This window comes from Mesonia sediminis (assembly GCF_042684705.1).
GTDB classification, from domain to species: Bacteria; Bacteroidota; Bacteroidia; order Flavobacteriales; family Flavobacteriaceae; genus Mesonia; species Mesonia sediminis.
This window is the reverse complement of sequence record NZ_JBHULZ010000008.1, coordinates 90110-112564: the sequence shown is the minus strand read 5'-3', so window position 1 is coordinate 112564 and position 22455 is coordinate 90110. Positions and strand designations below refer to the sequence as shown.

23 protein-coding genes and 2 tRNA genes are annotated in these 22455 nt (G+C 36.3%); 14 read left to right on the top strand and 11 right to left on the bottom strand.

Annotated elements, in window-relative coordinates; all coding sequences use genetic code 11:
- Nucleotides 1-19: 19 nt before the first annotated feature.
- From folE to ACFSQ0_RS01855, 3 genes are all read right to left on the bottom strand, one after another.
- Nucleotides 20-697 carry a GTP cyclohydrolase I FolE gene (folE, locus tag ACFSQ0_RS01865; RefSeq protein ID WP_379043575.1) on the bottom strand — a complete coding sequence of 226 codons (678 nt, stop codon included), beginning with the start codon at nucleotides 695-697 and terminating at the stop codon, nucleotides 20-22.
- Between the two features lie 194 nt (nucleotides 698-891).
- Nucleotides 892-2424 carry an OmpP1/FadL family transporter gene (locus ACFSQ0_RS01860; RefSeq protein ID WP_379043322.1) on the bottom strand — a complete coding sequence of 511 codons (1533 nt, stop codon included), beginning with the start codon at nucleotides 2422-2424 and terminating at the stop codon, nucleotides 892-894.
- A 10-nt stretch (nucleotides 2425-2434) separates the two neighbouring features.
- Complete coding sequence (locus ACFSQ0_RS01855) at nucleotides 2435-3553, bottom strand: hypothetical protein (RefSeq protein ID WP_379043319.1); 1119 nt, start codon at nucleotides 3551-3553, stop codon at nucleotides 2435-2437.
- Nucleotides 3554-3653: 100 nt separating this feature from the next.
- On the opposite strand from ACFSQ0_RS01855, the gene proS reads away from it, so the two are divergent.
- From proS to rpsT, 4 genes are all read left to right on the top strand, one after another.
- On the top strand, nucleotides 3654-5132 hold the full coding sequence (gene proS, locus ACFSQ0_RS01850) for a proline--tRNA ligase (protein ID WP_379043316.1): 1479 nt from the start codon (nucleotides 3654-3656) through the stop codon (nucleotides 5130-5132).
- Nucleotides 5133-5212: 80 nt separating this feature from the next.
- Nucleotides 5213-5284 (top strand) — tRNA-Glu (locus tag ACFSQ0_RS01845).
- A 45-nt stretch (nucleotides 5285-5329) separates the two neighbouring features.
- A tRNA-Glu gene (locus tag ACFSQ0_RS01840) sits at nucleotides 5330-5401 on the top strand.
- A gap of 31 nt (nucleotides 5402-5432) precedes the next feature.
- Nucleotides 5433-5681, top strand: a complete 249-nt coding sequence (rpsT, locus tag ACFSQ0_RS01835; RefSeq protein ID WP_147860608.1) for a 30S ribosomal protein S20 — start codon at nucleotides 5433-5435, stop codon at nucleotides 5679-5681.
- A 156-nt stretch (nucleotides 5682-5837) separates the two neighbouring features.
- Here the strand turns inward: rpsT and rho are convergent, their stop codons facing one another.
- A complete protein-coding gene (gene rho / locus ACFSQ0_RS01830; protein WP_379043312.1) occupies nucleotides 5838-7508 on the bottom strand; it encodes a transcription termination factor Rho in 1671 nt (556 codons plus the stop codon).
- Nucleotides 7509-7736: 228 nt separating this feature from the next.
- Between rho and ACFSQ0_RS01825 the strand changes: the two genes are divergently transcribed.
- Entirely contained in the window at nucleotides 7737-8147 is a 411-nt protein-coding gene (locus ACFSQ0_RS01825; protein WP_379043309.1) for a DUF4293 domain-containing protein, read from the top strand.
- 57 nt (nucleotides 8148-8204) lie between these two features.
- Here the strand turns inward: ACFSQ0_RS01825 and ACFSQ0_RS01820 are convergent, their stop codons facing one another.
- Nucleotides 8205-8711 carry a metallophosphoesterase family protein gene (locus ACFSQ0_RS01820; protein ID WP_379043306.1) on the bottom strand — a complete coding sequence of 169 codons (507 nt, stop codon included), beginning with the start codon at nucleotides 8709-8711 and terminating at the stop codon, nucleotides 8205-8207.
- A 92-nt stretch (nucleotides 8712-8803) separates the two neighbouring features.
- Here ACFSQ0_RS01820 and truA point away from each other — a divergent pair, with 92 nt between their 5' ends.
- Together truA and ACFSQ0_RS01810 are read left to right on the top strand one after the other, a co-directional pair.
- Nucleotides 8804-9559, top strand: coding sequence for a tRNA pseudouridine(38-40) synthase TruA (gene truA, locus ACFSQ0_RS01815; RefSeq protein WP_379043303.1), 756 nt, complete (start codon nucleotides 8804-8806; stop codon nucleotides 9557-9559).
- Nucleotides 9549-11312, top strand: coding sequence for an ABC transporter ATP-binding protein (locus ACFSQ0_RS01810; RefSeq protein WP_379043300.1), 1764 nt, complete (start codon nucleotides 9549-9551; stop codon nucleotides 11310-11312). Before truA ends, ACFSQ0_RS01810 begins: the two co-directional genes overlap by 11 nt.
- A 22-nt stretch (nucleotides 11313-11334) precedes the next feature.
- On the opposite strand, the gene cdaA is transcribed toward ACFSQ0_RS01810, so the two are convergent.
- Both cdaA and folP read right to left on the bottom strand, forming a co-directional pair.
- Complete coding sequence (gene cdaA / locus ACFSQ0_RS01805) at nucleotides 11335-12111, bottom strand: diadenylate cyclase CdaA (protein WP_379043572.1); 777 nt, start codon at nucleotides 12109-12111, stop codon at nucleotides 11335-11337.
- Nucleotides 12112-12148: 37 nt separating this feature from the next.
- Nucleotides 12149-12973, bottom strand: coding sequence for a dihydropteroate synthase (gene folP, locus ACFSQ0_RS01800; protein ID WP_379043297.1), 825 nt, complete (start codon nucleotides 12971-12973; stop codon nucleotides 12149-12151).
- Between the two features lie 58 nt (nucleotides 12974-13031).
- On the opposite strand from folP, the gene ACFSQ0_RS01795 reads away from it, so the two are divergent.
- The 5 genes from ACFSQ0_RS01795 to ACFSQ0_RS01775 all read left to right on the top strand — a co-directional run bounded on the left by ACFSQ0_RS01795 (nucleotide 13032) and on the right by ACFSQ0_RS01775 (nucleotide 17590).
- On the top strand, nucleotides 13032-13583 hold the full coding sequence (locus ACFSQ0_RS01795) for a DUF1599 domain-containing protein (protein ID WP_379043294.1): 552 nt from the start codon (nucleotides 13032-13034) through the stop codon (nucleotides 13581-13583).
- A gap of 2 nt (nucleotides 13584-13585) precedes the next feature.
- Nucleotides 13586-14683: a BT_3928 family protein gene (locus tag ACFSQ0_RS01790; protein ID WP_379043291.1), complete on the top strand. Its 1098-nt coding sequence runs from the start codon at nucleotides 13586-13588 to the stop codon at nucleotides 14681-14683.
- A 3-nt stretch (nucleotides 14684-14686) separates the two neighbouring features.
- On the top strand, nucleotides 14687-15763 hold the full coding sequence (locus ACFSQ0_RS01785; RefSeq protein ID WP_379043288.1) for an ABC transporter permease: 1077 nt from the start codon (nucleotides 14687-14689) through the stop codon (nucleotides 15761-15763).
- A 10-nt stretch (nucleotides 15764-15773) separates the two neighbouring features.
- Entirely contained in the window at nucleotides 15774-16523 is a 750-nt protein-coding gene (gene tpiA, locus ACFSQ0_RS01780) for a triose-phosphate isomerase (protein ID WP_379043285.1), read from the top strand.
- Between the two features lie 413 nt (nucleotides 16524-16936).
- The gene (locus tag ACFSQ0_RS01775) at nucleotides 16937-17590 is read left to right on the top strand and encodes an OmpW/AlkL family protein (protein WP_379043283.1); all 654 of its coding nucleotides are present in this window, start codon (nucleotides 16937-16939) and stop codon (nucleotides 17588-17590) included.
- A 46-nt stretch (nucleotides 17591-17636) separates the two neighbouring features.
- Here the strand turns inward: ACFSQ0_RS01775 and ACFSQ0_RS01770 are convergent, their stop codons facing one another.
- Nucleotides 17637-18404, bottom strand: coding sequence for a LexA family transcriptional regulator (locus ACFSQ0_RS01770; protein ID WP_379043280.1), 768 nt, complete (start codon nucleotides 18402-18404; stop codon nucleotides 17637-17639).
- 93 nt (nucleotides 18405-18497) lie between these two features.
- Between ACFSQ0_RS01770 and ACFSQ0_RS01765 the strand changes: the two genes are divergently transcribed.
- Both ACFSQ0_RS01765 and ACFSQ0_RS01760 read left to right on the top strand, forming a co-directional pair.
- On the top strand, nucleotides 18498-19760 hold the full coding sequence (locus ACFSQ0_RS01765) for a putative DNA modification/repair radical SAM protein (RefSeq protein ID WP_379043277.1): 1263 nt from the start codon (nucleotides 18498-18500) through the stop codon (nucleotides 19758-19760).
- Nucleotide 19761: 1 nt separating this feature from the next.
- Entirely contained in the window at nucleotides 19762-20532 is a 771-nt protein-coding gene (locus ACFSQ0_RS01760) for a TIGR03915 family putative DNA repair protein (RefSeq protein WP_379043274.1), read from the top strand.
- Here ACFSQ0_RS01760 and ACFSQ0_RS01755 read toward each other — a convergent pair.
- The 3 genes from ACFSQ0_RS01755 to prmA are packed head-to-tail and all read right to left on the bottom strand — an operon-like array spanning nucleotide 20529 to nucleotide 22452.
- Entirely contained in the window at nucleotides 20529-21233 is a 705-nt protein-coding gene (locus ACFSQ0_RS01755) for a ZIP family metal transporter (protein WP_379043271.1), read from the bottom strand. The two genes, ACFSQ0_RS01760 and ACFSQ0_RS01755, sit on opposite strands and share 4 nt — an antisense overlap.
- Nucleotides 21234-21290: 57 nt before the next feature.
- Nucleotides 21291-21566, bottom strand: coding sequence for an ATP-dependent Clp protease adaptor ClpS (locus tag ACFSQ0_RS01750; RefSeq protein WP_379043569.1), 276 nt, complete (start codon nucleotides 21564-21566; stop codon nucleotides 21291-21293).
- 49 nt (nucleotides 21567-21615) lie between these two features.
- Nucleotides 21616-22452 carry a 50S ribosomal protein L11 methyltransferase gene (gene prmA, locus ACFSQ0_RS01745; RefSeq protein WP_379043268.1) on the bottom strand — a complete coding sequence of 279 codons (837 nt, stop codon included), beginning with the start codon at nucleotides 22450-22452 and terminating at the stop codon, nucleotides 21616-21618.
- Nucleotides 22453-22455: the final 3 nt, after the last annotated feature.

Genomic DNA, 22455 nt, shown 5'->3' with positions numbered 1-22455 from the left:
GTGTAATGAACTTAAAATTTTAAAATTCAGTATCCATATTGATGTAGTCTAAAAACTCTCTTTTTATATTCTTGTCTTTAAACTTACCACCAAATTCGCTTGTAACGGTACTACTTTCAATATCTCGTATTCCTCGACTGTTGACACAAAGATGCTTGGCGTCGATAACACAAGCCACATCGTCTGTGCCTAGTGCTTTTTGAAGTTCAGCTACAATTTGCATAGTTAAGCGCTCTTGCACTTGAGGTCTTTTGGCATAGTAGTCTACAATTCTATTCATTTTTGATAGCCCCACAACAGTACCATTTGAAATATAGGCCACGTGAGCGCGACCAACGATAGGTAGTAAATGGTGTTCACAAGTAGAATAAACCGTAATGTTTTTCTCTACTAGCATTTCCCCATATTTGTAATTGTTTTGAAAAACAGAAGCTTTAGGTTTTCTCTTGGGGTGTAAACCGGCAAAAGACTCATTCACAAACATTTTAGCAACGCGAAGAGGAGTTCCTTTTAAGCTATCGTCTTCTAAGTCTAAACCCAAAGTCTTTAATATATTGTGAACGTCTTGCTGTATTATGGCAATCTTTTCTTCATCTGTTTTTTCAAACGCATCTTTTCTTAGCGGATTCTCTGCGCTAGAACTTACATGGTTGTCACCAATTTCTTCTATATTTTCCAAGATATTATCAATTTTCATTTTATAAACCTCTATCGATTTTAAGTGGGCAAAGATAAGCATTTATGTTTTTCTAAACTAAAGCTTTATTCGGCAAGGCAAAAACATTATAGTTTTTAACTTAATTTTGGCCTATGATTAAGTTTTCAAAAATCGTAACAAAAGCTTTACACCTAAAGAATTGGTAATAAACAGACAGAACTTAAACTACTTGCCTACATATCAAATATAAAACTCATTATGTAGTTAGAATCATTTCTTTCTAATTGCACAGTATTGCTTAAGCCTGTTTTTAATAGGTCTTGTTGCATGTTTACCTGATAGTAGCTATAGGCAAAATCTATTTTTATTCGACCAAAATTATATCCTAAACCAGCTGAAAATCCGTAAAGATCGTCTTGTAAATCCTTATTTTCAAATGGAGATTGTTCAAAACGAGCTCCTGCACGTAAACTCCAATTTTTAATACGATGTTCTACACCCATCTTTATGCTTGAGGCAGCAGTTAGTCCATCGCTTAAGTTTTTATTTTGTATTTCAAAGTTTTGATTTTCTCTAGGTCGCAATTTAATATTACCATAGTTTTTATAGCCGTAATCTAAACTAACCAGTGTTGAAGGTGCAAAAATCAAAGCTGCACTTGCTTTTATTTGACCTGGTGTCCTAAGTTTATAATTTGGAAAAACGTTCACAATAAAAGGATTAGCAGTAGCATTACCAAATTCTTGACTTGAGGTGCTTAGATATTGGGTCGTTTCATCAGAAATTGTATACCAAGTAGGAGAGTCGTAACTCAATCCAAGTCGTAAAACCTCATTAACCTTAGCTATTCCACCTAATTGAAAAGAAAATCCTGAACCCACTGTGCTCAGGTTGTTTTCGAAGTAAATTGAGGATAATCTGCTGCCAGTGTCAGGTCTTTCAAAATAGCTTGTAATGCGTTCATAATTAATAAAATGAGCATTTAGGTTAAGTCCTAAATAAAATCTGTTTTGCAAAGCTAAGGAGCCATTTAAAGAGAATTTACCATTAAAGCCTGTGCCTTGTTGACTATAGGAATGATAAGTATTGTTGGTGGTAGTATTTGAACTATATTGCGTGTTTTCTAAATCATTCGGATCTGCTGGATCAAAAAGATATGTTTCGTAACCCAAGTAAGCTGTTTGCAGTTCGGAATTGGTAACTCCAAGGTTGTTGAAGTTTGTTTCGCCTAAAAATCGGTATAGATCATCTAAAGATTCACCAGGCCGTGTGGTGAACAAATCAAGGGGAATACCATTAGCTAAATTTGTAAAGTAGGAACCGATAGTCTCGTTGCTTGTTCCTCGAGCAAGAAAATTTTGTTCCAAATTTTTTTGCTGATCATAGGTGAGACCAAAACTGAATTTATTTACAGTGGCTTGAGGATTGTAATTTTCAAAAACATAGACTGCCCCAGCTTGAGGAATGTGAAATTCATTTTCTTTCGCAGCTCCATTTTCACCGGCAAAAGAAGAATTGTTTTTGAGATGCTGATAACCAAAGGTAAACCCAGCGGTATTATGCAGAAAAATTGAGGATCCAGCAGGATTTACTTGGAGCGCAGATAAATCACCACCCAAAGCGCCAAAAGCTCCGCTCATGGCCGTAAAACGTGCCGTTCCTAAAACATCAGACTGTCCAAAATTTAGGGCCTCATTAATACTTTGAGCAGCACCTATTGTTGAGATAAATGCTGCTGTTATTATACTTATATATTTTTTTTTCATAAAGATATTTTTATCTAGGAGAACGACGAGAAGAACTACCCCTGCTGCTTCTTGTTCCGCTACTTGATCGGCTAGAGCTAGAAGATCTTGTAGAGCTCGAATTGCGGGTTGATCGACTAGGCGAATAAGTGCGATTGCTTGAATTTGTAGACCTACGGTTTATAGAGTTCGAACTTCTGGTGCTAGAACGTGCGCTTCGGTTGTAGTAACCACTTCTTCTACTGTTTTGAGTAGCCGATGAATTTCTGTTTACGCCTCGATTGCTTTGGTAACGGCTATCACCTCTCGCATTAATGCCACGGGTGTTTTTTATAGTCGTTCTTGATTGACTTCTCCGAATGCTATTATTGCTACTTCTGTTTATACCGCTATTTGAATTTCTACGGTAGCTTTCTGAGGCATTTCTACGATAGCTATCACCGGCATTGCGTCTGTAATTGCTATTACGCGTGTTGCGATAATTTCTAGTTGCATCGTGATAGGCTATTGAGTGTCTATAATTATGATAGGCAGGATGATAAGCCACGCCACCATAAAATGGGTGATTCCAAGCGCCCCAGTAATTATAAGGGTGTCCCCATCCCCAATAGGCCGATCCCCAGCCAAATCGAGGGTTGTGCCAACCCCATCCCCAAGCGCCGTAATAACCGCCATACCAGGCGCCGTGAAAAGGAGCGCTCCATATCCCCCAAGGGTGATAAAAACCGGAAAATAAATAAGGATTTCTATCGATAACGGTGATGTTAACCTCGGTTGGGTTAGATCCCCAACTAGCATTGTTGTAGGTGTATTCCTCATCTTCGTAGATTATATCTTCCTGACCGTTGTTTTGATAATTGCTCTGCGTAGTGTAATTGTCAATATCGGTAAAAACTTCATTCTCTTGGTTTACTCCTTGAGCCATAGCGATTTGCTCGCCTTGCTCTTTAAAGTAATTTTGGTAGTAACCAGCTTTTTCATTTTGTCGTTGCTGTTGTGCAGCAGTAGGTCGATTTAAGTTTTGATTGTATATGCCATCTTGAGGAATAGACGTATTCTGATACGTGCCACACGATAGCAGTAAAAATAGCATCCCTATCCCAAGTGGCCAAGATGCGTATTTCAATATATTTATAGAATTAAGATGCATATCTTTTGTATTTTATTGTTGAACATTTCAAATTTAACTAGTTTTGCCTAAACTAAAAATTCATTAACAATAGCACAAGCATTGTGCCAAAGATAGATATATGGCAAATAAGCTAACCTCAAGAAGTACAGATTATTCAAAGTGGTATAATGAGCTTGTTGTACAAGCAGATCTAGCAGAGAACTCTGCTGTTAGAGGGTGTATGGTGATTAAACCTTATGGCTATGCCATATGGGAAAAAATGCAAGCTCAGCTAGATAAGCGTTTTAAAGAGACAGGGCATCAGAATGCTTATTTTCCTTTATTTGTACCGAAAAGTTTATTTGAAGCCGAGGAAAAAAATGCCGAGGGATTTGCGAAAGAATGTGCGGTAGTAACTCACTATAGATTAAAAACCGATCCTAATGATGCATCAAAATTAATTGTAGATCCAGAGGCAAAATTAGAAGAAGAACTAGTGGTTAGGCCAACCTCAGAAGCTATTATTTGGAATACCTACAAAGGTTGGATACAATCTTACCGTGATTTACCTATTAAGATTAACCAATGGGCCAATGTGGTACGCTGGGAAATGCGTACACGTTTGTTTTTAAGAACAGCCGAATTTTTGTGGCAAGAAGGGCATACCGCTCACGAAACAAGAGAAGAGGCTCTGTTTGAAACCAAGCAAATGAATGACGTGTATGCTGATTTTGTAGAAAATTTTATGGCAATTCCGGTTATTCAGGGTAAAAAGACCGAAAGTGAACGTTTTGCGGGTGCAGAAGAAACTTATTGTATTGAAGCCCTTATGCAAGATGGGAAGGCCCTTCAAGCTGGAACTTCACATTTTTTAGGTCAAAATTTTGCGAAAGCCTTTGATGTGAAATATGCTAGCAAAGAAGGTAAATTGGAACACGTTTGGGCCACAAGTTGGGGGGTGTCTACGCGATTAATGGGAGCCCTAATTATGACCCATAGCGATGATAAAGGACTTGTGTTGCCGCCAAAATTAGCGCCGAATCAAGTGGTTATAGTTCCTATTTATAAAGGAGAGGAGCAATTAAAACAAATTGCCGAAAAGGCACATATAATTGCCCAAAATCTTAGAGAAGCCGGTATTTCGGTGAAATTTGACGATCGTGATACACATAAACCAGGCTGGAAATTTGCTCAATATGAATTACAAGGGGTTCCTGTACGTTTGGCAATAGGACCAAAAGATTTAGAAAAAGGTACAGTAGAGTTGGCTAGACGGGACACCCTTACCAAAGAATTTATAAAACAAGATGAACTTGTAGAGAAAGTGAAAGATCTAATGGTTGAAATTCAAGATAATCTATTTAATAAGGCACTTAACTACAGAAATGAACACATTTCTAAAGTTGAAGATTTTGAAACATTCAAAAAAGTATTAAAAGAAAAAGGTGGTTTTATTTCAGCTCATTGGGATGGGACAGCCGAAACGGAAGAGAGAATTAAAGAACTGACTAAGGCAACCATTCGCTGTATTCCTTTTGATACTGAAAATGAATCAGGTAACTGCGTATTGACTGGTAAGCCGTCTAATCAACGTGTTTTGTTTGCTAAGGCTTATTAAAAAAAGTTTAAAAAAAATTGAAATTTTGTTTGGTGCATTTAAAATAAGTCTTATTTTTGCATCCGCATTCAAGCAATAATGGTCCGTTCGTCTAGGGGTTAGGACGCCAGGTTTTCATCCTGGTAACAGGGGTTCGAATCCCCTACGGACTACAAAGTAACAAACAACTGGTTTGTTTTTGAAATAAGTAAGCTAATGGTCCGTTCGTCTAGGGGTTAGGACGCCAGGTTTTCATCCTGGTAACAGGGGTTCGAATCCCCTACGGACTACAATTTAATTAATGAGATAAGAAATAGAGTTATGGCAAATCATAAGTCGGCATTAAAGAGAATACGTAGTAATGATGTGAAGCGTTTGAGAAATCGCTACCAGCATAAAACTACCCGTAATGCCATAAAGAAATTAAAAGCGGCTGATAAGGCGGAGGCAGAGAAGCTATATCCTTCTGTTGTTTCAATGATCGATAAATTAGCGAAGAAAAATGTAATTCACACTAATAAAGCAAGTAATTTAAAATCTAAATTAGCAAAGCACGTTGCTGCTCTGTAAGTTTTAGTTAGTGTTCAAAAATTTTGAAACCTTCCTTTTTGGAAGGTTTTTTTATTTCTAGCTAGATCGTGAAGTTTCTATAGCTCTTAAATATAAAAAAACCGATTGGTATGTATAATCCCAATCGGTTTTTATGTTGAGTGTCATACAATCTTTCTATCCGTTCATCGAGATAAGAAATTCTTCGTTGTTTAAACTGTTTCTTACTTTGTCGTTTATAAACTCCATGGCCTCTATAGGATTCATATCTGCTAGATATTTTCTAAGTACCCACATACGCTGAATTGTATTTTCATCGTGTAGCATATCATCTCTACGGGTACTTGAAGAGGTAAGGTCTATGGCAGGGAATATTCTACGGTTAGCAATTTTACGGTCTAACTGCAGCTCCATATTACCCGTACCTTTAAATTCTTCAAAAATCACCTCGTCCATCTTAGAGCCTGTATCGGTTAAAGCGGTCGCTATAATAGATAAAGACCCTCCTTTTTCAATATTTCTTGCCGCACCAAAAAAGCGTTTTGGTTTGTGTAAGGCATTTGCATCTACACCACCACTTAGTACTTTTCCACTGGCGGGTTGTACAGTGTTATAAGCTCGTGCCAATCGAGTAATAGAGTCAAGTAAAATTACTACGTCGTGGCCGCATTCAACCAAGCGTTTTGCTTTTTCTAATACGATATTGGCAACGCGAACGTGTTCGTGCGCTTCTTTGTCAAAGGTTGAAGCAACAACTTCACCATTTACGTGGCGCTGCATGTCGGTAACTTCTTCTGGGCGCTCATCTATTAATAAAACGATTTGATAAACTTCTGGGTGATTGGCTGCAATGGCATTGGCGATATCTTTCAATAGCATCGTTTTACCGGTTTTAGGTTGCGAGACAATCATACCTCTTTGCCCTTTTCCTATAGGAGAGAATAAATCAATTATGCGCGTAGATAAATTGCTTTCTCTTTCGGCTAGTTTAAACTTTTCTTGTGGAAATAGAGGAGTAAGGTGCTCAAAAGATACACGGTCTCTAACCACTTGTGGGTCTAAACCATTTATTTTACTAATTTTGATTAACGGGAAATATTTTTCGCCCTCCTTTGGAGGTCTTATTTGTCCTAAAACGGTATCTCCAGTTTTTAACCCGAATAGTTTAATCTGTGATTGAGATACGTAGATGTCGTCGGGTGAAGAAAGGTAGTTATAGTCTGATGAGCGTAAAAACCCGTAGCCATCTTGCATAATATCTAGAACCCCTTCACTTTCTATAATGGCATCGAACTCATAATTGGGCTCGCGGTATTTATTGCGTTTATCTTTGTTACCATTTTGAGATTTATTTTTATGCTGAGGGTCTTTTTTATCGTTTGATCGATCGCCCTGCTTTTTACTTTGCTCGTGTTTCGGGTGCTGGTTTTGCCTTTCTTTTTGGGGATTTGAGCGACCAGAATTAGAATTAGAGCTCTCGTTTGCTTTTTTTCCTTGATCAGGATGCGAAGTGGTCTTTTTAGTTTGTTTGGAGGGTTGTTTTTTAGATCTATCTGATTTTTGATCTTTCTCTCCTTCTTTATGAGGAGATTTTTTTAGAGGCTTTGAATGATTGTTTGGTTTTTCTTCCTTTCTAGCCTCTGCAATATTTTTTTCTTTAGGTTTTGTTTGTGGCTCTTCCTCGCTTAACGCCTCCTTGGCTTTGTGCGGGTTTGCCGCTTGGTAATCTAAAATTTGATAAACTAAATCTAATTTTTTTAAGCGGTTGTACTTAGGTACATTGAGCGATTTGGCAATTTCTTTAAGCTCGGGTAGCTTTTTTGCTTTTAATTCTGATATTTCTAACATCTATTGAAAAAATATATTATTGAATGTTTTGTGTTAAAACCAAAACCTATATGTGAAAAACGACGGTTTGGTAAAATGTATGTTTTTTTTGAAAAAATTATGAAGTTCTAAGTAACCTTGTTTGAAGTGGTTACGCATAGATACTGCAATAATACAATTTTATTTTCTTTTTTAGGGTTTTCAAATACAATAAATATTATATTTTTGTATCCATATCAAAAGATAAAAATGATTCAACGCATTCAAAGTATTTATTTATTGCTGAGTTTGGTGGTTAGTGTTATGGCGTCATTTGTATTTAGCTTGTGGTTGAACCCCAATGCAAATCCAATTTATGCCACAGACCTACCTTATGTTTTAGCGGGACTTCTATTGAGTGCTTTATTGGCATTGGTAAGTATCTTTTTATTTAAAAATAGAAAATTGCAGTTTGTTATGAACAGACTCAACATCATATTAAACTTTATTTTACTAGGATTTTTCGTGTACTGGTCTCTAATCGTACCTGGAGAGATGAATATCTCAGAGAAAGGTATTGGGTTGTTTCTTCCTATCATTTCTATCGTTTTTTTAGTGTTGGCTAATAAAGCCATCAAAAAGGATGAAGCACTTGTAAAATCTGTAGACCGACTGCGATAAACCTAATATCTTAGTAGTATTAGTGCGTAAAAACTCAGTGATTTTCACTGGGTTTTTTTATTTTAAATTACCACGTTTTCCTAGCTCAATAATTTCTAGCTTTTCAATTTTTTCTTTATTAATTTCAAAGCGGAGCATTGTGCGAACATTATGAAAACCGTGGGTACCACATGCGCCAGGGTTCATATGTAAAACCTGATTGTTTTTATCGTACATCACTTTTAAAATGTGCGAATGTCCACAAATAAAAAGCTGAGGTTTTTCAGTTTCAATTAATTGCTTTGTTCGGGCATTATATTTTCCTGGATAACCGCCTATATGAGTCATGTATACTTTCACCTGTTCGCAGTAAAAAAACAAATCTAAAGGGAAACTGCGCCGAGCTTTATCATCGTCTATATTTCCGTAAACAGCTCTTAAAGGTTTTATCCTACTTAAAGTATCGGTTACTTCTAAATTTCCAATATCGCCGGCGTGCCATATTTCATCCGCTTGACGGGCATAAGTAATTATGCGATCATCAAGATGTGAATGGGTGTCACTTAAAAGGAGAATCTTTTTCAAAAAATAAGAGGTTTTTAACAGGGTTTAATGCTTTAAGACCTACATGGTCTATAGATTCATGTATCTTTGCAAAGCAAAAATAGGTAAATAGTTTGAGGTATTTTATCGAATTGGCTTACAACGGTACAGCTTATTTTGGCTGGCAGAGGCAACCGAATGTAATTAGCGTACAAGAAGTCTTAGAAGAAAAGCTGCAAATTGCTTTGCAAAATTACACCGCTGTTGTGGGTGCAGGCCGTACCGATGCTGGTGTTCACGCTAAGCAATTGTTTGCTCATTTTGATTGCAAAGAAAGCTTAAACGAAACCGATTTCTGTTTCAAAATGAATACCCTGCTGCCGAAAGATATTGCGATTTCTCAACTTTTTGAGGTCCCCGGTGAGGCACATGCGCGTTTTGATGCCACTGCGCGTAGTTATGAATATATAATTGATACGCAAAAGAATCCTTTTACAAATCAAGGAAGTTATTTTGTGAAACGTACTTTAGATATAAAGAAAATGCAAGAGGCGGCCGATATTTTATTGGATTATACCGATTTTGAATCTTTTTCAAAAGTTAAGACAGATGTTTTTACTTTTGATTGCTCCATTATGCACGCTAGTTGGAAACAAGTGGACCATCAACTTATTTTTAGTATAAAAGCAAATCGTTTTTTGCGTAATATGGTAAGAGCCATAGTAGGAACTTTATTAGAGGTGGGTAGCGGGAAACGCGAACCGAAAGCAATGCACCAAATCATTCAATCTAAAAACAGGTCTAATGCTGGAGCTTCTGCGCCGGCTCGAGGTCTTTATTTAACGCAGGTTGATTATCCTGCACATATTTTTACAAACCATGGCAAATAAAACGGGTAAGGCATTTGATTTTAGGTTGTTTAAGCGTTTACTCACGTATACTAATCCGTACAAAAAAACCTTTTACTTTGTAGCTTTTACAGCTATTTTGCTCTCTTTACTTGGGGTGGTTAACCCGTATTTAACCAAGGTAGTCATTAATCAAAGCATAGTACCAAAAGATGCGAGTTTACTGGTTAACTTTATTATGCTAATGTTAGGAGCTTTAGTGTTAGAAGTGCTTACTCAGTTTGGATTTATTTACTTTGCGAATTGGCTTGGGCAGCAAGTTATACGGGATATACGAGTTAAATTGTTTGCTCATATGCTGCAATTTAAAAAGCAATATTATGATCAATCTGCTGTAGGTAGGTTGGTTACCCGTGCTGTAAGCGATATTGAAACCATTGCAAGTATTTTTAGCCAGGGGCTCTTCATGATTATTAGCGATTTATTGAAAATGCTTGTGGTAGTTGGGTTTATGTTATATCAAAGCTGGAGGTTAAGCCTCTTGGTTTTTCTAATCTTACCGCTGATTATTTACGCTACACGTGTTTTTCAGAAAAAAATGAAAGTGGCCTTTGAAGAGGTCAGAACACAGGTTTCTAATCTCAACACATTTGTACAAGAGAGGCTTACAGGAATGAAAATAGTGCAGATTTTTCATCGAGAGAAAGTAGAATATGCTCGTTTTAAAGCCATTAACGAGAAACACAAAAATGCTTGGATTAAAACAGTTTGGTACAATTCTATTTTTTTTCCTATTGCAGAAATGGCAACTTCGATTGCGATAGGATTAGTAGTTTGGTTTGGAGGATTAAGGGTTGTAGCGGGCGAAGAATTAAATTTGGGTATAATTGTCATGTTTATCCAGCTTATACAAATGTTGTTTAGGCCTTTACGACAAATAGCCGATAAATTTAATACCCTGCAAATGGGAATGGTAGCCGCAAATCGGGTTTTTGCGGTTTTAGATACCAAAGCCATAATAAAAGATCAAGGGACTCTAATAGCAAAAAATCTTCAAGGAGATATTGAATTTAAACAAGTGAGCTTTGGTTACATACCTGATGAGTTAGTGCTTAAAGGGATTGATTTGAAAGTGAAAGCTGGAGAAACGGTAGCTATTGTAGGTGCAACTGGTGCTGGTAAAAGTACTATCATAAATTTATTAAGTAGGTTTTATGAAATTAATGACGGAAGTATTAGTATAGATGGTATTAATATAAAGGATTTTCAGCTTAGATCTTTACGGAATGAAATTGCTGTTGTATTACAGGATGTTTTTCTTTTCGCCGATACTATTGAGAATAATATCACATTAGAAAACCCGAAGATAAGCTTAGAGGATGTCATTGCTGCAGCGAAAGAAATTGGCGTACACGATTTTATCAATACCTTACCAGGGAAGTATCAATATAATGTAAAAGAAAGAGGCACGATGTTGTCTAGCGGGCAACGGCAATTGATTGCGTTTTTAAGGGCCTATGTAAGTAAACCAAGCATTTTGGTTTTAGATGAGGCCACCTCTAGCGTAGACAGTTATAGCGAACAGTTGATTCAGGAGGCTACCGATAAGATTACGAAAGGAAGAACCTCTATTATTATAGCGCACCGATTGGCAACTGTTAAAAAAGCAGATAAGATTATCGTAATGGATGCTGGGAAAATTGTTGAAATAGGAACACATCAACAATTGCTTCAAAAAGAAGAAGGGTATTATAAAAGCCTTTATGAAGTGCAGTTTCTCGAATACGATATATAATAGTTAATGAAATAGATGAAGTTTATGAAAGATCTTCTTCTAGTTTTTTTTCTAGCTCCTCCAAATCATCGTATAAATCAAAACTTCCATCTTTGATATAGGAGGTATGTCCAGTTTCTTCACTAACCACTAAGGCAACAGCATCTGTTTTTTCGGTTATGCCGATAGCAGCGCGGTGCCTCAACCCAAAACGCAGCGGAATGTTTCTATCGTTAGAAACAGGTAAAATAACCCTTGTTGCTGTGATAGTATTATCTTCGATAATCATAGCTCCGTCATGTAGAGGAGAGTTTGGATAAAAAACAGATTCTATAATAGGCTGGTTTACTTTAATGCGCATACTATCTCCTGAGCTTTTTATAAAATCTAAACTTGTATTTCTTTTAATAACAATTAGCGCACCAGTGTTGTTTTGACCCATTTTCTGGCAAGCCTTAATTATCGATTTAAAATCGGTTTCAAGTTGATTACCATTGTTTTTATTGAATTTAAACTGACGTAGAAAGTTGCGCCTACTACCAAAATTGGTTGAGCCAACCATAAGTAAGAATTTTCTTATTTCTTGCTGAAAAACTACAATTAAGGCGAACATTCCGGCCCCAATAAACTGTCCTAATATGCTGCTTAGCATTTCCATTTGAAGCAATTGGGTTAATTTCCAGACAAGGTAAATAATTACAATGCCTATAAATATATTAATGGCTGCACTGCCCTTAACCAAGCGATAAACATAATATAGTAGTATAGCTACTAATAAGATGTCTATAATGTCTAATATTCTGAGTTCTAAAAAACTAATGCTATCCAAAAAAAAATGATTTTCGTAAATTTATAAATTAATCTTTAAGTTGGTCTAGAATAAGTACACATTCTTTAGCTTCTTTAACATCGTGAACCCGAAGAATCTGTGCACCCTTTTGTAGCGCCAGTGTGTGTAAGACCGTAGTTCCGTTTAAAGCGTTCTGTGCATTTGAGTCTAATAGCTTGTAAATCATTGATTTTCTTGAAACGCCAATTAAGATTGGTGCTTGAAGCTGCTGTAAAAGTTCAAGCTCATTTAGCAAGCTATAATTTTGAGTCAAGGTTTTAGCAAATCCGAATCCTGGGTCTATGATGATATCATTAAGACCAAGATCACGAGCTTGCTGTATTTTCTTTGAAAAGTAAAAAATAATTTCTTGAGTAAGATTTTGGTATTGCGTTAAGCTTTGCATGGTTTTTGGGTTTCCTCGCATATGCATCATAATGTAGGGTACTTGTAATTTGGCTGCTGTTGATAACATAGCCTGATCTAATTCTCCTGCAGAGATATCGTTAATAATTGCTGCTCCTGCGCCAATACTCTTTTCGGCGACCTCACTTCTAAATGTGTCTATTGAAATAAGTGTCTCGGGAAAATTTTTAAGAATAAGCTCAATTACTGGTAGCACCCGCTGGCACTCTTCCGTTACACTCACTTCTTTAGCACCAGGACGAGAGCTGTATCCGCCAAGGTCAATAAAATCGGCTCCTTCGCTAAGCATTTTTTCAGTTTGTTGAAGTATTTGTATTTCAGATTTATATTGTCCACCATCATAAAAAGAATCGGGTGTTAGATTCAATATACCCATTATTTTAGGTGAACTCAAATCGATAAGGCTTCCTTTGCAATTAATTGTCATCTTAAAAATTGATTTTTATAATTATAAATGCGAAATTTACGCAAAATTCATCTTTTCTATGCAACAAACAGCGCAGCAATACGATGCCGTAATCCAAAAATGTAGAGCTCTTTTTAGTCAGAAAATGCAAGATTACTCCAGCGCATGGCGTATTCTGCGATTACCTTCACTAACCGATCAAATATTTATTAAAGCACAACGCATTCGCGGATTGCAAGAAAATCAAGTTCAAAAAGTTGACGAAGGGGAAATTCCAGAATTCATAGGCATTATTAATTACAGCGTGATGGCTTTGATTCAGCTTAAAAAAGGTGTTGCGCAGCAACCTGACTTGTCATTAGAACAAGCTCTAGAAGTTTATGACGAGCAAATTGCCTTAACCAAACAGTTAATGTTGAATAAAAACCACGATTATGGCGAAGCTTGGCGCGAAATGCGGGTAAGCTCTTTAACCGATTTGATTTTGCAAAAATTATTGCGGGTAAAACAAATCGAAAATAATCAAGGCAAAACGTTGGTTAGCGAAGGTATTGATGCTAATTATCAAGATATGGTGAATTATGCCGTATTTGCCCTTATTTTACTTAATTTCAATCAGCAAAAAAAATAATTATGAAAGCAGTTGTAAACTTTGCACGCATATTTGTAGGTGTACTTTTTATCTTTAGTGGTTTAGTAAAACTTAATGATCCCGTGGGTTTTTCGTTTAAGCTACAAGATTATTTTGCAGCCAGCGTTCTTAATCTGCCTTTTTTAGTGCCTTATGCATTGGCTTTGGCGGTTTTTATTGTAATTTTTGAGGTGCTTTTGGGTGTAAATTTACTACTCGGTTACTTAAAGAAATTTACTAGCTGGAGTATATTACTAATGATTATTTTCTTTACATTTTTAACCTTTTATTCGGCTTACTTTAATAAGGTAACCGATTGCGGATGCTTTGGCGATGCGATCCCCTTGACGCCCTGGGAGAGCTTTTATAAAGACGTTGTTTTAAGTGTGCTTATTCTTATAATTTTCTTTAATCAAAAATATATACAACCTATTTTTAACCCAAATTCTCATAAATGGATATTTTTTGCGGCTTTTATAGGTTGTTTGGGCTTAGCTTATCACGTCTTAATGCATTTACCGGTTGTAGATTTTAGAGCCTATAAAGAAGGGGTTAATATTCAAGAGGCCATGCGAGTTCCAGAAGGCGCACCAGAAGCAATTTACGACTACCATTGGAAATTCAAAGTAGATGGTGAGGAAAAAATTTACACTACTCAAGGCAGCTACCCGCCAATTGATGGAGAGTTTGTTGAGGTAGAAACCGAAATGGTAGCTGAAGGTTATGTGCCACCAATCCACGATTTTGCATTAGAAATAAACGGTAAAGACTTAACCGGAGAAATATTAAATGAACCAAAAGTTTTAATCGTTAGCGCTTATAATTTATCTAAAACCGAACGTAAAGGTTGGGCAAAAATCAAACCAGTTCTCCAACAGGCTCAAGAGAAAGGTTATAAAGTAATAGCTTTATCGGCTTCTGGAGCGGCAGAATACCAAGAAATTAATAAAGATTTTCAACTAAACCTAGATTTTTATTTTGCCGATGAAACCACTATTAAAACTATTGTGCGTTCTAACCCCGGTTTGGTTCTGCTTCACGAAGGAACCATCAAACAAAAACTGCATTGGAATGATGCTCAAAAAATTGCATTAGATTAAATTTTGATAACATACATTGGTAAAAAGATAGTTTATGCAGCCTTAACCCTTTGGGGGGTAATAAGTGTAATTTTCTTATTGTTTCAAGTTTTACCCGGCGATCCCGCTCAAATGATGCTCGGTCAGAATGAAAGTGAAGAGCAATTGCAAATCATTCGAGAAAAATATGGATTTGACCAAAGCTTAGCCACACAATACGGGTATTATTTAAACGACTTGTCACCCATATCGGTCCACGCAAATAATAAGTCACATTACACCGCTCTTAGTACAGGAAAATATGATGCTATCGCTTTGTTCAAAACAAACTCTTTTACTTGTGTTGTCAAAAGACCTTATCTACGAGAATCCTTTCAAAAAAACAATAAGCAGGTCGGACAGGTGATTGCCGAAACGCTTCCCAATACAATTGTTTTAGCATTTTCGGCAATTAGTATTGCTTTGCTATTGGGTGTTTTTTTAGGCATTTTATCGGCTTTGAGAAAAGACTCTTGGATAGATCAAAGTATTCAAGTACTAAGTACGGTAGGTATGAGTGTCCCTTCATTTTTTAGTGCCATTATATTTGCATGGCTGTTTGGGTTTGTTTTGCACAACTACACCGGTCTGAATACCACAGGAAGTTTATATGAGTTAGATGATTTTGGTGAAGCCAATCAATTACAACTTAAAAATTTAATACTACCCGCTTTGGTTTTAGGCATTAGGCCCTTGGCTGTAGTAATTCAATTAATGCGAAATTCTCTGCTCGATGTGTTGAGTCAAGATTATATTCGTACCGCCAAAGCCAAAGGTCTTAATACCTATCAAATAGTATGGAGGCACGCTTTAAAAAACGCTATGAATCCGGTTGTAACTGCCATTTCTGGTTGGTTTGCTTCAATGTTGGCAGGGGCAGTTTTTGTGGAATATATCTTTGGGTGGAATGGTTTAGGAAAAGAAATTGTAGACGCACTTAACACCTTAGATTTACCAATAATAATGGGCGCGGTAATTGTGATAGCCTGTATGTTTATGCTTATCAATATTTTGGTAGATGTAATTTACGCCTATTTAGATCCAAAAATAAGAACGAATTAAATAAAAAATTATGCGAGATAAAATTGTTGCAGGAAACTGGAAGATGAATAACAACCTGCCCGAATCAATAACTTTGCTAGAGGCTTTAAAAAAGAATGAAATGCATTCAGAAGTTAAAGTGATGGTTGCACCTAGCTTCCCTTTGTTATTCCCAGTCAAAGAAATGCTAAAAGTTTCTGATATAGAAGTAATTGCACAAAACTGTAATGCACATAAGCAGGGAGCGCATACGGGAGAGGTTGCTGCATCTATGCTAACCAGTATTGGAGTAAAAACTGTGATTATAGGGCATTCTGAACGCAGACATCTGTATAATGAAAGCGATGATTTATTGGCTGAGAAGGTTAATACGGCGCTAGACGAATCGATGCAAATAATTTTTTGTGTAGGAGAGGAGCTAGAGGCTAGAAAAGCCAATCGTCAAAATGAAACCATTAAAAGCCAACTTGAAAATAGTCTCTTTCATCTAAATGCAGAGCAAATGAAGAAGGTTATTATTGCTTATGAACCGGTTTGGGCAATTGGAACTGGTGAAACGGCTACTCCCGAACAGGCCCAGGAAATGCATGAGTTTATCAGACAACAGATCACTGAGCGCTTTGACGCTGATTTATCTGAAAATACCTCTATTTTATATGGTGGTAGCGTAAAGCCTAACAACGCCAAAGAACTTTTTTCAAAACCCGATGTAGATGGCGGATTGATAGGTGGTGCATCGCTTAAAGCGGATGATTTTTCAGCTATTATAAATGCTTTTTAATGTTTTCGAGCATCAATATTTTGAAACTGCTCCATTGTGAGCAGTTTTTTTATGACAAAAGTCACTATTTAAAAAAATAAGAGAAATTTATTGAGATGATTTTTTACTTCTAAATGCTAACTTTAATCAAGTTAAAAACTGGTGTAGATTTTTTTGAAAGATAAATTGATACGTATTTATAACTATGCTTGCTGTAAGTTTTTGAAAATTAAAATCTTATAGTTTGGGTTGATAAAGCTATAAGATAAAACTATTCTGTTTTTTTATTTTTTAATCCTTTGTGATTTAAAGCAAATAAAATTATTGAGATAGGGCTTAAGATAAGGCTGATTTAAGTCATTTTTATCACTTTAAACTAAAACTAAATTTGCTAATAAATAACAAATAAATTCTAATTTTAAATACTATTAATTATGAAAAAGGTAGTTTTAGCATTATTAGTGGCTATGCTCGTACCGTTTGTGGGTCAAGCACAAGAAATCTCAAAAAATGAGCAAACCGATTATTCTAAATGGCAATTTAGGCTTAGGGGTGTCGTAGTTACTCCAGATGAAAGTGCCAATATCGAGGCTATTGGTGGAGATGTTGACATTTCAACAACAGTAATTCCAGAATTGGATATCACTTATTTCTTTACTAAGAATATTGCAGCGGAATTAATTTTAGGGACGACCAAACACGAGGTCTCGGCGATTAATACGGCTGTTGGAGAAATAGATTTAGGTTCAGTATGGTTATTGCCACCTACTTTAACCGCTCAATATCACTTCTACAATGGTAATTTCAAGCCCTATTTGGGGGCAGGGATTAATTATACCATATTTTATGGAGAAGACGAAGGTCCTGTTGCCGATAATTTAACCTATGATAACAATGTTAGTTTCGCCTTACAATTGGGTCTAGATTATACCTTAAATAATAATTGGTTTCTAAATTTAGATGTCAAAAAATTATTTTTAAATACAGATGTAGAGGTAGACGCTACCAGTGCACTAGGGGCAACTGTTGGGGCAGATGTTGATATTAATCCTTGGTTAATAGGATTTGGTGTAGGATATAAATTATAATTTAAAGTAAATAGATAGATAAAACCTGGTGAGATACCGGGTTTTTCTACTTATTTAAACTATTGATTTTATTTTTTAGTTCTTGCATCGAAGCCTGCAATTCCCGCAAAATGCCATTGTCTGAGTTGGCATCTAGATTAAAAGTAAGTTTAGAATTGACTTGCCATAATTCCTGAATTTCAGCTACATTTACTTCAAAGGCAGGATACTCGTCATTAAAAGAAATTAATCGAACACGGCTAGGATCCGCTAACTTATGCAACTTTTTTACCACTACACTATCATACATTACCACCACATACACACGGTGGTCATTGGCATCACTTATACTTGGTACTGCCTTGGCCAACACCCACTCATCTGGTCTAAAATTGGGCAGCATACTATCTCCTTCTATTTGAAACCCTCTATAAGTTGCATTTCTAAATTGAGGAAGCGGCATATCAAATGCAGGTAATTGTCTATACCAATCAACATCTTGAACATTATGAGGGTAACCTGCAGCAGCTTTTTGGTTTACCATTACAATGTTTTCATTTTCCTCAGAATTAAGGCTAATTACCTTTGGCATGGTATCTACTCGATGCAGAGGCAAACGCTTTTGATTGCTTTCACCAAACAACCATAAAGGGTTTATACTAAACTGCTTGAGTAACTCCATTACTACACTTCCGCTAAGCTTAGTTCGACCGCGTTCAATATCGGCAGTTGAGGTTTTAACACCTAAAAGGGAAGCAAACTCGGCTTGAGTTGCGCCTTGCTCTTCTCTAATTTCTTTAAATCGACGTATTTCTATTGGTAATTCCATATCCAAATATACATTATTTGGCGGATATTTTCCAAAACTTATTCGGTTTATTTCCGTTTAAACGGATTTAATCCGTAAATTTGTATAAAATCCATATAAATGAATTTTGATAGAATCAAAGAAAAACTTAGCATACTAGCCGATGCAGCTAAATATGATGTTTCTTGTTCAAGTAGTGGTAGCAAACGAACCAACAAGAAAAAAGGTTTAGGCAATTCAAGTGGAATGGGAATATGCCATACCTATACGGCCGATGGTCGGTGCGTTTCATTGTTGAAGATTTTGCTTACTAATCATTGTATTTTCGACTGTGCTTACTGTGTAACGCGAAAAAGCAATGACATTAAACGGGCGGCTTTTAAAGTACAAGAAGTAGTCGATTTAACAATCAATTTCTATAGGCGCAATTATATTGAAGGACTTTTTTTAAGTTCAGGTATTTTTAAAAATGCAGATTATACGATGGAACGCCTCATCTTGGTAGCTAAAAAATTGCGGTTAGAAGAAAACTTCAACGGCTATATTCACTTAAAATCTATTCCTGGGGCGAGTGATGATTTGATGTATGAGGCAGGCTTGTATGCCGATCGACTTTCGGTAAATATAGAGATTCCTACTCAAAATGGGTTAAAATTACTGGCTCCCGAAAAAAACCGCGAAGATTTTTTAAAACCCATGAAAAAGGTGCGTAATGAGATTGTTAAGTATAAATCTGAAAAAAAACTGATTAAAAGTACGCCGGTATATGCACCAGCGGGGCAAAGTACGCAAATGATTGTAGGGGCTACCAATGAAACCGATGCCCAAATTATGTATACTGCTGCTCATCTTTATAAAAAGTATAAAATGAAAAGGGTGTATTACTCGGGGTACGTTCCTATTTCTTATGATTCTCGACTTCCCGCAATTGGTACAGAGGTGCCCATGCTTAGAGAGAACCGACTTTATCAAACCGATTGGTTACTAAGATTTTACGGCTTTTCAATCGATGAGTTATTAAATCAGAAACATCCTAACTTAGATAGTGATATAGACCCAAAATTAAGTTGGGCCTTACGAAATTTACATCTTTTTCCTGTAGATATAAACAAAGCCGATAAACAACAACTCGCGCGCATACCTGGTGTGGGACTAAAGTCTGTTTACAAGATTCTGCAAGCCAGAAAGTACCGGAAACTAGGATGGCAGCACCTAAAGAAAATGGGTATTGCTTTGAATCGAGCGCAATATTTTATGGTATGCGACTCTCGTGATTTTCTAAAGGCCGATATGAGTGCGCAACAAATAAAATCAAATATACTTACTCAAGGAAAAAGCAAATACAAGCCATTGTTTAATTCACAATTAAATTTATTTGAATAAAATGAAAATTGTGCTATTTGATCATAGCTTTGAAGGTTTGTTATCTGCCATTTTTGAGGTGTTTCATTTAAGATTGAAAGATGTAAAACTGATGGGGCAAAACAACCATGCTGCATCTTTTTTTGATGAAGAAATATGGGTAAGCACAGATCAAGAAAAAGCCGCCCGTGTGGCAAAGGGAATTATTAAATATGGCGGTAAAAGCGACCTTACTTGGTTATACCGATGCTTTTTGAGCGAGTTGGCTGAGGTGCCCCAGTTAATACTTGCTTATATACGCCAATTGATGGTTGATAAGCATAGTGGTAAAAATGACTTTAGTAGAGATGCAGTAATACAATTGCAAAAGATTAATAAAATGATAGGGAGAGAAAAGCATCGTATGGATGCATTTGTACGTTTCGAAAAAACGGCAAACGGTCTATACTTCGCGCGAATAGCTCCCGATTTTAATGTGTTACCCCTAAATGCCAAGCATTTTAAAACCCGTTATGCCGATCAAGAATGGTGTATCTATGATATAAAACGTGATTATGGTTTGTTATACGATTTAGAATCCTTAAGGCATGTGCACTTGCCATCGGTAAATACTTTCTTGCATAGTACGCCACCAGATTTGTTAGCTGAAGATGAAGTGGCCTATAAAAAATTATGGAAAAATTATTTTGAACATACCAATATTCAAGAACGCGCCAATAAAAAACTGCATACTCAACACGTTCCTAAACGATATTGGAAATACTTAAGTGAAAAATATATATTGGATTATTAAATTATTTTCTCACCAATCATACCAATGCAAAATCCTAATATTGCCCCTAGCGTTGGGAGGTAAGTGTTTTTTAATTTACTTTCAGGAATGAGATCTTGTACGAGAAGATATAAAATTCCGCCACTAGCGAAGGTCATTAAATAAGCTGTCAAATCAGGGTAATCACTTAAAATAAAATGTCCTGCTAAAGCACCACCTAATCCAAAAAAACTTAGAAAGAAGAAAAGCAGCAGAGTTTTACGTGTACTAAATCCACTTTGGGTTAAGTCTCTAAAAGCATTAAAGGCTTCGGGTAAGTTTTGTAAACCAATAAAGACGGCAAGTAATTTGGCCATTTGAGACTGTGATGCAAAAACGGCTCCCAGAGCAATGGATTCTGGTATAAAATCCATAAGCATTGCCAGTAAAGTAGCGGTTTGACCACCTTTTTTACTCAAATACCAATCGATTAATAAAAAACAGAGCGCACCAGATAAGAAAGTCAAAACCAGCGGCCATACCGCTAACTCCTCAAGGCCTTTAGGAATTAAAACTAAAGCTACTGCCGATAGGATAATCCCTGAGCCAAAGGCCATAAAACTATGGCTTAACTCGTATTTTATAGGGGTGTCTTTAAGGTGATGATTAAAAATATAGGCTAGAAGTCCGCCAATAAAAACACTTACCCCAGCTAGAAACGAAAAGAATAATAATTTTTCCATAGTTAGGTTTTTAACATAAAATAAAAAAACCAAACCGGCTGTTGAGGCTACTCTATATTATTGGATTTCGGCACTAATTCCCGCTTCTAGTAAGGCAGTACAACGTGGTTTTAAATCTTCATAATCTCCCGTTTTTACGGCACATTTTCCTTTATAATGAATAATAAGCGTGCATTGCTCGGCTTGTAGGGCATCGTGATCACAACTCTTAATTAGCATTTCAATTACATGGTCAAAAGTGTTGACATCATCATTAAAAACAATAATTTGGTTCTGTTCTTCTTCTGCGGTTTCTGTCGCACTCTTTTCTAGTACTTCCTCCTGAACACTCATAGTTGTTAAGCTTGTTTCTTTCAAAAATAAATAATTTTGAATGTAAATTTTAATTTTTAACAAATTTTGCCCCCACCCAATTATCTTTTATGTGGTGGTTAACGTATTGCAGTCCCAATTGATTGCATTTTTCTTTTATGAGACTTAAATCTTCTATGTAAAAGCCGCTTAATAAAATAATACCCTCTTGTAGCAATACCTTTTCGTAAATGGGTAGATCTTGAAGAAGAATATTGCGGTTGATATTGGCGATGATTAAATCGAATTTTTTAGAGCCGAGCAGTGATGCGTCTCCTTCAAAAACTTTAATTGCCGGGTAGTTATTGCGAACTACATTTTCTTGTGTGTTTAAATAGCACCAATGGTCTATATCTATAGCGGTTATATCTGTAGCACCTCGCATACCGGCCAAAATGGCAAGAATACCTGTGCCACAGCCCATATCTAAAACCACTTTGTTTGTGCAATCGAGCTGCAATAAATGTTGTACCATCATATGAGTGGTGGCATGATGCCCCGTACCAAAAGACATTTTAGGTTCAATAATAATATCGTAGGTAGTCTCTTGTTTGGCATGAAAAGGTGCTCTTATTTGGCAGATGTCATCCACTAAAATAGGCTGGAAATTTCGTTCCCACTCCTCATTCCAATTTACCTGTTCAATTTCCTTAACTTCAAAGTCTATCTTAAAATCAGGATTTTGAAAAATGTATAATTCTTTAACTGCCTCGGGTTGATGCAGAGATTTCTCTATATAAGCCTCTAATCCCGTTTCGGTTTCAACAAAACTATCAAAACCTAATTCGTTAAGCTGGGCAATCAAGATTTCGGCAAGCGGTTGGACGGGTTCTAACCGAAAGAAATATCCTATATAAGTTGGAGTCATGGT